This window comes from Mycobacterium sp. P4_H6 (genome assembly GCF_056400845.1).
The window spans coordinates 22,947-33,346 of sequence record NZ_JBFUKN010000069.1; the positions used below are offsets into that span (position 1 = coordinate 22,947).

At 69.0% G+C, this 10,400-nt stretch carries 9 protein-coding genes; all 9 read right to left on the reverse strand.

What is annotated here, in order from left to right; all coding sequences use genetic code 11:
- Positions 1 to 24: 24 nt before the first annotated feature.
- Positions 25 to 501 carry an arginine repressor gene (locus AC1DTF_RS23660; protein ID WP_477475828.1) on the reverse strand — a complete coding sequence of 159 codons (477 nt, stop codon included), beginning with the start codon at positions 499 to 501 and terminating at the stop codon, positions 25 to 27.
- Positions 502 to 505: 4 nt separating this feature from the next.
- Complete coding sequence (argF, locus tag AC1DTF_RS23665) at positions 506 to 1,429, reverse strand: ornithine carbamoyltransferase (RefSeq protein ID WP_057168008.1); 924 nt, start codon at positions 1,427 to 1,429, stop codon at positions 506 to 508.
- Positions 1,426 to 2,601, reverse strand: a complete 1,176-nt coding sequence (locus tag AC1DTF_RS23670; protein WP_477475829.1) for an acetylornithine transaminase — start codon at positions 2,599 to 2,601, stop codon at positions 1,426 to 1,428. The genes argF and AC1DTF_RS23670 overlap by 4 nt, the downstream gene beginning before the upstream one ends.
- A 26-nt stretch (positions 2,602 to 2,627) precedes the next feature.
- Entirely contained in the window at positions 2,628 to 3,500 is an 873-nt protein-coding gene (gene argB / locus AC1DTF_RS23675; RefSeq protein ID WP_057168006.1) for an acetylglutamate kinase, read from the reverse strand.
- Positions 3,497 to 4,720: a bifunctional glutamate N-acetyltransferase/amino-acid acetyltransferase ArgJ gene (argJ, locus tag AC1DTF_RS23680; protein WP_477475830.1), complete on the reverse strand. Its 1,224-nt coding sequence runs from the start codon at positions 4,718 to 4,720 to the stop codon at positions 3,497 to 3,499. Before argJ ends, argB begins: the two co-directional genes overlap by 4 nt.
- Positions 4,717 to 5,748 carry an N-acetyl-gamma-glutamyl-phosphate reductase gene (argC, locus tag AC1DTF_RS23685; protein WP_477475831.1) on the reverse strand — a complete coding sequence of 344 codons (1,032 nt, stop codon included), beginning with the start codon at positions 5,746 to 5,748 and terminating at the stop codon, positions 4,717 to 4,719. Before argC ends, argJ begins: the two co-directional genes overlap by 4 nt.
- Before the next feature lie 126 nt (positions 5,749 to 5,874).
- A complete protein-coding gene (gene pheT / locus AC1DTF_RS23690; protein WP_477475832.1) occupies positions 5,875 to 8,361 on the reverse strand; it encodes a phenylalanine--tRNA ligase subunit beta in 2,487 nt (828 codons plus the stop codon).
- Positions 8,361 to 9,392, reverse strand: a complete 1,032-nt coding sequence (gene pheS, locus AC1DTF_RS23695; RefSeq protein ID WP_162264236.1) for a phenylalanine--tRNA ligase subunit alpha — start codon at positions 9,390 to 9,392, stop codon at positions 8,361 to 8,363. The genes pheT and pheS overlap by 1 nt, the downstream gene beginning before the upstream one ends.
- Before the next feature lie 36 nt (positions 9,393 to 9,428).
- Complete coding sequence (locus AC1DTF_RS23700) at positions 9,429 to 10,334, reverse strand: adenylate/guanylate cyclase domain-containing protein (RefSeq protein WP_057168001.1); 906 nt, start codon at positions 10,332 to 10,334, stop codon at positions 9,429 to 9,431.
- Positions 10,335 to 10,400 lie beyond the last annotated feature (66 nt).

Consider the following 10,400-nt stretch of genomic DNA (forward strand, 5'->3'; position numbering starts at 1 on the left):
AAAATCTCCTTTTCTAGAACTGCTCTACTTCAAGTTTTCGAACATGATCGCGAGCTCGGCACCGGTCATCGGCTCACGCGCCATCACGAAGATGGTGTCATCACCGGCGATGGTGCCGACAACCTGGGGCAACGATGCCCGGTCGATGGCGCTCGCGAGGTAGTGCGCCGCCCCCGGCGGAGTGCGCAGCACGGCGATGTTCGCGCTGGCATCGGTGGATACCAGCAGTTCGCCCAGCAGCTTGGTCACCCGCTCGGTGCCACCGGAGACCCCGCGCACCGGGCTGCCGTCCTCGGGGACGACGTAGACGCCGACGCCGCCGTCGGCGCCGCGCAGTTTCACCGCTCCGAGTTCCTCCAGGTCCCGCGACAGGGTGGCCTGGGTGACCTCGATGCCCTCCGCGGAGAGCATCGCAGCCAGCTCACCCTGACTGCTCACCGCATTCGCGGAGAGCAGGGTGACGATGCGGGCCTGAYGGCCGACCCGGGTCGGTGAACTCATGATGTCAGGCACGCTCCAGCAGCCACGCCAGCAGCGCCTTCTGCGCGTGCAGCCGGTTCTCGGCCTCGTCGAAGACGGCGCTCTGCGGCCCGTCGATCACCTCGTCGGTGATCTCGTGGCCGCGGTGCGCCGGAAGACAATGCAGGACAACGGCTTCCGGATCAGCAAGTTTCAATAATTCGGCGTTGAGCTGGAACGGGCGGAACGGGCGCACCCGGTCCAGACCGTCGTTCTCCTGACCCATCGACGTCCAGGTGTCGGTGACCAGCACGTCGACACCCTCGGCGGCGGCCTTCGCGTCGTGGGCGAGGGTGACCGTCGCACCGGTCTCGGCGGCACGGCGCTTGGCGGCGTCCACGAACGACGGGTGCGGTTCGAAACCGGCGGGCGCGGCGATCGTCACGTTGATACCGGCGGTCACCCCGCCCAGCATCAGCGAGTGCGCCATGTTGTTGGCACCGTCACCGAAGTAGGTCATCGACAGACCGTGCAGTGCTCCCTTGCGCTCGGCGAGTGTCTGCAGATCGGCCAGCACCTGGCAGGGGTGGAACTCGTCGGACAATGCGTTGACGATGGGCACCGTCGACCCGGATGCCATGGCGGCCAACCGTTCCTGGGCGAAGGTGCGCCAGACGATGGCGTCGACGTAGCGGGACAGCACAGCGCCGGTGTCCTCGAGGGTCTCCTCGCGGCCGAGCTGGGTGCTGCGCCCGTCGACGACGACGGCGTGCCCGCCGAGTTGGGCGATGCCCATCTCGAAGGAGAACCGGGTGCGGGTCGAGTTCTTCTCGAAGATCACCGCGACACCGCGCGGGCCCTCCAGGGGCCGGCGGCTGAACGGCGAGGTCTTCAGCGCGGCGGCCAGCGCCAGCACCTCGGCCTGTTCATCGGGTGTCAGGTCATCGTCGCGCAGAAAGTGTCTGGTCACGTGGCTCCCTTGTCGAGCACCGCGGGCAGTGCGGTGAGGAATTCGTCGATCTGGGTTTCGGTGATGATCAGCGGCGGAGCCAGCCTGATCACATCGGCTGCGGCGGCATTGACCAGGAACCCGGCGTCACGCGCGGCCGTCTCGACTGCTTTGGCCTTTTCGGCGGTCAGCACGATGCCCAGCAGCAGGCCCTTACCCCGGACATGGCTGACGAGCGGGTGGTGCAGTTCCTCGACGCCGTGGCTGATGGTCTTGCCCAGCACATCGGCTTTCGCGACGAGGTCCTCGGCGGCAAGTGTCTTCAGCACGGCCAGCGCGGCGGCGGTGCACACCGGATTTCCCCCGAAGGTGCTGCCGTGCAGTCCCGGGGTGAGCAGGTCAGCGGTGGCGCCGATGGCCAGGCAGGCCCCGATGGGCAGTCCGCCGCCCAGGCCCTTGGCCAGGGTGACGATGTCCGGGGTGATGCCGTCGTGCTGGTGGGCATAAAAGGTTCCAGTACGGCCAACCCCCGTCTGCACCTCGTCGAGGACCAGCAGTGTGCCGTGCGCAGCGGTGATCTCGCGGGCTCTCGCCAGGTAGCCCGGCGGGGGGACGACGACGCCGCCCTCCCCCATGATCGGCTCCAGGAAGACCGCGGCGGTCTCGTCGGTGACGGCGGCTTCGAGAGCCTCGGCGTCCCCGTAGGGCACGAAGGTCACCTCACCGGGCAACGGCTCGAAGGGTGCCCGTTTGGCCGGCTGGCCGGTCAGCGCCAACGCCCCCATCGTCCTGCCGTGGAATCCACCTTCGGCGGCAACGAGTTTGGTGCGCCCGGTGAGCCTTGTGATCTTGAAGGCGACCTCGTTGGCCTCGGTGCCGGAGTTGCAGAAGAAGGCCCGCGCGGGATGGCCGAGGTGATCGACGAGCTTTTCGGCCAGGGCGATCCCCGGCTCGGTGGCATACAGGTTCGACGTGTGCCCGAGCGTGTTGAGTTGCGCGGTGACGGCCTCGATGACGGCGGGATGGCGATGGCCGAGCAGGTTGACCGCGATGCCACCGAGCAGATCCAGATAGCTCTTGCCGTCGGTGTCGGTGACCACGGCGCCGTCACCGGTGGCCAGCGCCAGCGGCGGGGTGCCGTAGTTGTTCATCATCACCGCTTCCCAGCGGTCTTGCAGTGCCTGTTGCCCCATGTCACTTCGCTCCTGCCCGCCGGATCTCATGTCGCGCCCACCACCTTGGTTCCGGTTCCTTCATCGGTGAAAAGCTCGACCAGCACGCAATGTTCGACGCGGCCGTCGATGACATGCGCGCTGGGCACCCCGCCGTCGACTGCCCGCAGACAGGCCTCGATCTTGGGGACCATGCCGGATTCCAGCTTCGGCAGTAGTTCGGTCAGAGCGGCACTGTCGATCTCGCTGACCAGCGAGTTGCGGTCCGGCCAGTCGGTGTACAGGCCTTCGACATCGGTGAGCATCAGCAGCTTCTCGGCGCCGAGCGCCTCGGCCAGCGCGGCGGCGGCGGTATCGGCATTGATGTTGTGCACGATGCCGACGACGTCCGGAGCGATGGTGGACACCACCGGGATACGGCCCGCGGCAATGAGATCCAGCAGCGACCCGGCGTTGACACTCTCCACGTCGCCGACCAGCCCGATATCGGTGGCCACCCCGTCGACGGTGACGCTGCGCCGCACCGCGGTGAACAGCTGCGCATCCTCGCCGGTGACGCCGACCGCGTACGGGCCGTGCGCATTGATCAGCCCGACGAGTTCGCGGCCCACCTGACCGAACAGCACCATGCGGGCCACGTCGAGCACCTCGGGTGTCGTGACGCGGAAGCCGCCCTTGAAATCGCCTGCGATACCCAGTTTCTTGAGCATGGCGCTGATCTGCGGGCCACCCCCGTGCACCACGACGGGACGGATACCGCAGTTGCGCAGGAACACCATGTCCGAGGCGAAGGCGCGCTTGAGGTCGTCGTCGGTCATGGCGTTGCCGCCGTACTTGACCACGACGATCTTGCCGTGCAGTTGTTTGAGCCAGGGCAGCGCCTCGGCGAGGACCGACGCCTTGGTCTGGGTCGTGGTCATGAGCTGTACGCCGAGTTCTCTTCGACGTACGCATGGGATAGATCGGTGGTCCTGATGGACGCGGTCGCATCGCCGGCGAACAGCTCGATCAGCACGTCGACCTCGTCATCGGACAGGTCGACCTCGCGGGCGCCGGGTGCGCCGGTGCCGTCGATGCACACCGGTGAACCGTTGAACGACACGCTGATTCGCTGCGGATCCAGAGCCACCGGAGCGATACCGACGGCGGCCAGGACCCGGCCCCAGTTGGGGTCGGAGCCGAACAGCGCGGTCTTGACCAGGCTGTCGCGGGCGACGGCCCGGGCGGCGGTCAGCGCCTCGTCCTCGCTGGCGGCGCCGGCGACGGTGATCGAGATCCGCTTGGTGACGCCCTCGGCGTCGGCCTGCAACTGCGCGCAGAGGTCATCGCAGACGGCCAGCACCGCGGCGTCCAGGTCCTCCTGGGTGGGCGTGACCTCGCTGGCACCGGAGGCCATCAGCAGCACGGTGTCATTGGTCGAGCAGCTGCCGTCGATGTCGAGGCGGTCGAAGGTGCGCCCGGTGGCCCGCCGCAGCGCGGTGTCCAGAGCGACCGGGTCCGCCACTGCGTCGGTGGTGATGACCACCAGCATGGTGGCCAGTGAGGGCGCGAGCATGCCGGCGCCCTTGGCCATCCCGCCGATGGTCCAGCTGTCCGCGTGCAGCGCAACCTGTTTGGGCACGGTGTCGGTGGTCATGATGGCTCGCGCGGCTTCCTCGCCCCCGGTGAGCCCGCCCGCCATCTCCTGCACGATCTCGGCGACACCGGCCAGCACCTTGTCCATCGGCAGCCGGTCACCGATCAGCCCGGTGGAGCAGACCGCGACCTCGATGGCGCCCGTCTCGGTGCCCCAGTCGCTCAGTGCCGCGGCCACCGCCTCCGCGGTGGCGTGAGTGTCCTGGAAACCGCCCGGGCCGGTGCAGGCGTTGGCGCCGCCGGAGTTGAGGATGACCGCGCGCAGGCGGCCGGTGGTGAGCACCTGCTGTGACCATTGCACCGGGGCCGCTTTGATCTGGTTGCGGGTGAACACCCCGGCGGCATGGTGGTCGGGGCCCTCGTTGAACACCAGGGCGAGGTCCAGCGCGCCGGATGCCTTGATACCGGCCCGGATTCCCGTCGCACGGAAGCCGGCAGGCGCCGTCACACCTTGACTCCGCACGAGCTTCGGGGTCGGATGGTTCGCTTCGCGTGCTCCGCTCACGGTGCCACTCCCACGGTCGACAGTCCTTCGGTTTCGGGCCAGCCCAGGGCCAGGTTCATCGATTGCACGGCGGCGCCGCCGGTGCCTTTGGTGAGGTTGTCGATGGCGCAGATCGCGACCAGCACGCCTGCCTCTTCATCGACGGCCACCGCCAGCTGGGCGGCGTTGCTACCGATGACCGATCCGGTCTTGGGCAGCTGGCCCTCCGGCAGCAGATGGACGAACGGTTCGGCGCCGTAGGCCTTCTCGTAGGCGGCGCGCACCTCGGCCTCGGTGGCCGATGTCGGCGCGGTGCAGGTGGCCAGGATGCCGCGGGAAGTGGGGATGAGCACGGGTGTGAAGGACACCGTGACGTTCTTGTCGGTGACCTTGCGCAGACCCTGGGCGATCTCCGGGGTGTGCCGGTGCTTGCCTGCGATGTTGTACGCGCGTGCCGATCCGATGACCTCGGCGCCCAGCAGGTCGACCTTGGCCGACTTGCCCGCGCCGGAGGTGCCGCTGACCGCGACGACGGTCACGTTCGGTTCGACCAGATCGGCCGCGACAGCCGGCAGCAGTGCCAGCAGCGCGGAGGTCGGGTAGCAGCCGGGCACCGCGATGCGGGTGGCGCCCGCCAGCGCTTCCCGGCCGCCGGGCAGTTCGGGCAGGCCGTAGGGCCAGGTGCCCGCGTGCGCGCTGCCGTAGAACTTCTCCCAATCGGCCGCGTCGTCGAGCCGGAAGTCCGCACCGCAGTCGATGATGACGGTGTCGCCGAGTTGCGTGGCGAGTTCGGCGGAATGCCCGTGCGGCAGGCCGAGAAACACGACATCGTGGCCGGCCAGCAGTTCGGCGTCGGTGGGCTGCAGTATCCGGTCGGCCAGCGGCAGCAGGTGCGGGTGATGCTCACCGAGCGTGCTGCCCGCGCTCGCCGCGGCGGTGAGCGCACCGATGGTCAGGCGACCGTCCACGTAGGCAGGGTGGCCGAGCAGCAGGCGCAGGATCTCTCCGCCGGCGTACCCACTGGCACCGGCGACGGCTACGGAGGTCATGGGTCTGATTTTTGCATTGTTATGCAGTCAGATGCAAACCCATTAGTTTACGGGGCGGCGAGCAGACATAAATGGCCGCTCTCTGCCCTGTTTTCGAGGCCATTTGCGTCTGCTCGCGGGACCTAATCAGGCGCGCTGCACCGCTCCCACCCGTTCGACCGCGGCGGCCACCGCAGCCTCGCGCGATGCGCTGGCCTCGTCCTCGGTGAGGGTCCGGTCGGTGGCGCGGAAGCGCAGCGCCAGGGTCAGCGACTTGCGCCCCTTCCCGATCTGCGGACCGGTGTACACGTCGAACAACCGGACGTCCTCCAGCAGCTCGCCGGCACCGTCGCGCACCGCGTCGACCACCGCAGCGGCGGCGACGTCCTCGGCGACGGTGAGGCTGATGTCCTGGAACACCGCAGGGAAGGGCGAGACCGCGGGTGCGGGCAGGCGTTCCACGATCGGGATGGCGTCGAGGTTCAGTTCCACCGCGCAGGTACCGGCCGGCAGACCCGCCCTTTCGATGACCGCGGGATGCAACTGTCCGGCGTAGCCGATGGTCAGGTCGCCGATGAGAACCTCGGCGCACCGGCCGGGGTGCCACGGCAGTTCCTGGGCGGCGCGCAACGTGAACTCCACCCCGACCGCACGACTGATCACCTGGACGGCCTCGAAGGCATCGGCGGCCTGCACCGGCCGGCCCGGGCCCCACGGCCCGGCGGGCTCGCGCAGACCGGTCAGGACCACCGCGACATGCTCGGGCTGACTCGGCAACGACCCGTCCAGCCCCGCGATCTCGTCGGCGGTGGGACGGCGGTCGGTCGGGATGCGTTCCACCGCGCGGGTCGCCGCGGTGGCCAGCGCGACGTCCGCGATGGCGAACAGGGCGGTATCCACCGCGCCGCGAGACACGTTGCGTGACAACGCCTCCAGCAGACCCGGCAGCAGGGTGCTGGCCAGGTGCGGCCGGTCGTTCTCCAGCGGGTTGAGCACCGTCACGACGGAGCGACGCGGGTCATCTGCGGGCAGCCCCCAGGTGTCGAACACCCCGGCCGGCAGGAACGGCGTCGGCAGCACCTCGACATAACCGTTGAGCGCCAACGATTTGCCGAGGGCACGGCGGCGCTTCTGCACCGGAGTCAGGCCGCGCCCGGGGGGCGCCAGCGGCAGCACCGACGGAATGGCGTCCAGGCCCTCCAGGCGCAGCACCTCTTCGACCAGATCCGCGGGTTCGCGAAGGTCGGTGCGCCAACTCGGCGGTACGGCGGTGATCTGGGCGTCGGTCTCGGTGACCACAGCGCCGATCTGGGCGAGCCGTCGCGCCGCGACGCCGGCCGGGTAGCTCACGCCCGCAACGCGATCCGGCAGATCCACGGGCATGCTGACCGCCGGCGGGGACCAGTCCTCGCGCGGCGGGTCACCCCGCCAGTCGGTCAGGGTGGGATCGACGGTGCCACCGGCGATCTCGGCGAGCAGGGTGGCGCAGCGATCCAGGGCGGCCACCGAGATGGCCGGGTCGACGGTGCGCTCGTAGCGGCGACCGGCCTCGCTGGCCAGCCGCAGCCTGCGCTGGGTGCGTGACACTGCCGCCGGATCCCATACCGCGGCCTCCAGCAGCACGTCGGTGGTGGAATCGCGGACCTCGGTGGTGCCCGCGCCCATGACGCCGCCGATCGCCGCGGTCGCGACATCGTCGACGATCAGCACGTCGCCGTCGTTGAGGGTGCGGGTGACGTCGTCGAGGGTGGTGACCTTCTCCCCCGCCTCGGCGAACCGCACGTTGAACGGGCCGGTGATCAGCGACCGGTCGTGTGCGTGCATGGGGTGACCGAGCTCGAGCATCACATAGTTGGTGACGTCGACCGCGGGCGAGATGGCGCGGATACCGGACAGCAGCAGCCGACGCTGCAGCCACCACGGTGAGACCGCGGACGGGTCGATACCCGTGACCGGACGCAGCCCGAATCGCAGCACACCGGTACCGGGCTGCACGACCACTGGCCACGCCTCACCCTCGACGGGCAGCGGCGGGATATCGGCGGGATCGACGAACTCCAGGTCGGTGGCACAGGCGATCTCGCGCGCCATACCGCGCATCGACAGGCAGTAACCACGGTCCGGGGTGATCGCGAGGTTGAACACCACATCGTCGAGGCCGACGACGTCGATGGCCGAGGCACCCGGTTCGGCGGTGCCCGGCGGCAGCACCAGGATCCCGGAATGGTCGCCACCGAGGTTCAGTTCGGATGCCGAACAGATCATCCCGTCCGAGGTGCGACCGTAGGTCTTGCGCTTGGCGATGGTGAAATCACCGGGCAGGACGGTGCCGGGCAAGGCCACCACGACGAGATCGCCGACGGCGAAGTTGCTTGCGCCGCAGACGATATCGCGAGGCTCCGGCTCGCCCACGTCGACCTTGCAGGCCCGGATGGGCTTCTTGAACTCGGTGAGTTCCTCGATCTCGGCGACCCGGCCGACGGTCAACGGGCCGGTGACGGGACCGACCGGGATGATCTCCTCGACCTCGTGGCCGATGCGGATGAGCGTCTGTTCGAGGTCGGAGACCGACATGTCCCAGCCCGGCGCACCCGCCCGGACGGTGTCGCGCAACCAGCTGTAGGGAACGCGCATCAGGCACCCACTCCGAACGGCAGGGAGAACCGCACGTCACCCTCGACCATGTCCCGCATATCGGGGATGCCGTTGCGGAACTGCAGAGTCCGCTCCAGCCCCATCCCGAATGCGAAGCCCGAGTACTCGGCGGGGTCGATTCCACAGGCGCGCAGCACATTTGGATTGACCATGCCGCAACCACCCCATTCCACCCAGCCCGGTCCGCCCTTCTTGTTCTCGAACCAGACATCGACCTCGGCCGAGGGTTCGGTGAACGGGAAGAAGTGCGGACGGAACCGAGTCCGTCCCGCAGGGCCGAATTCGGCGCGGGCCAACGCATCCAGCGTGCCACGCAGGTTGGCCATCGTCAGCCCCTTGTCCACGGCGAGCCCCTCCACCTGATGGAAGACCGGCGTGTGGGTGGCGTCGAGTTCGTCGGTGCGGAAGGTGCGGCCCAGCGAGATGATGTACACCGGCAGTTCGCGTTCCAGCAGGGCCCGGATCTGCACCGGCGAGGTGTGCGTGCGCAACACCTGCCGCGAACCGTCGGGCGCGATCTGGAAGGTGTCCTGCTCGCTACGGGCCGGGTGATCCGGCGGGAAGTTCAGTGCGTCGAAATTGAACTGCTCTGTTTCGACTTCGGGTCCTTCGGCCAATTCCCAGCCCATCGCGACGAAGGTGTCGGCGATGCGCTCGGTCAACAGGGTGATCGGATGACGGGCCCCGATCGGCTGCCGGGTCGAGGGCAGCGTGACGTCGATACGCTCGGCCACCAGCACGGCCGCGTCGCGTTCGATGCGCAGCGCCGCCAACCGGTCGTCGTAGGCCTGCTGGGCCTCGGTGCGCGCCACGTTCACCCGCTTGCCGGCATCGGCGCGCTCGGACTTGGGCAGCGAGCCCAGCGCCTGACGCGCCAGCGCGATCGGCGACCGATCGCCGAGGTGTTCGGTCTTGGCCCGGGCCAGCGCATCCAGGTCGGCGGCCGCTTCGAAGGCCTGCCGGGCCGCGCTCACCGCGTTGATCAGGCCTTCTTCTGAGAGCTCCGCCACCCGGCGATCATAGGCGATGCCCGGATGAGAGCGACGTCACGCACCCTCGGCATCCTCGTCGAACCGGCCGGCGCCACCGACCTGCGGAATCGGCTTGACCCAGAACATCTGCAGATCTTCGGGCACCCCACTGGGCTTGGCCGCGAACAGCTGCTTGCGCACCTTCTTCACCGTCACCCCGAGCGCGGCCAGGTCACCGTTCTCGGTGATGCGCTCCAAGGTCGGGTGGGAAATGACCAGGCCGCCCCTGGTGGCGCGTTCCATCACCCGGGCGGCGATGTTGACGTCGACGCCGAGCCAGTCCGAGCCGATCCGCTGGGGGTGGCCGGTGTGGATACCGGCCCGCATGCGTGGGGTGTACCCGTCCACCTCGACCGTGCCGACCGCCTCCAGGGCGGTCAGCACTGCGCGCACCGCGGTCTCCGGGTCACGGAACACCGCCATGGCGCCGTCACCCATCCGCTTGACGATGTGGCCGCCCTCGGCCAGCAGCGGAGGTTCCATCACCTGCGCGACACGACGCAGGAGCCGCAGGGTGGCATCGTCACCGGCGTTCAGGGACCAGGCGGAGAAGCCGACCAGGTCGGTGAACACCAAGGTCATCTCCCGGTTCGCGGGCCGGCCCGAGACGCGTTCGGTGAGCGCCTGCCAGACCTGCAGGGCGCCGAGACTGACTTCGCGGGACACGGCTTCCCGCTCGAGCAGCCGATCGGCGGCCCGGGCCGCAGCGCGCGGACCGCCCTCGCCGGCGGCCGACAGCGGGTCCCCGAACTCCGGGTCGCCGGGCAGGGCTCGCCGCGCGCGTCTGATCATGGCGATGACGTTGGCGTTGTGATTTGTGGCGGTGAGCCACCCCAGGGGTCCTGGTTGACGGTACGGCGCCTCGGAGCGCTCGATTTCCCCGGTACCGCCGGATCGTTCTTCGAACGATTCGACATCCACAACGCAACCCTAAGCGGCTGTTCTGACCCCGGCAACGACGTCCGCCCTAGACGTTGCTCACATCGC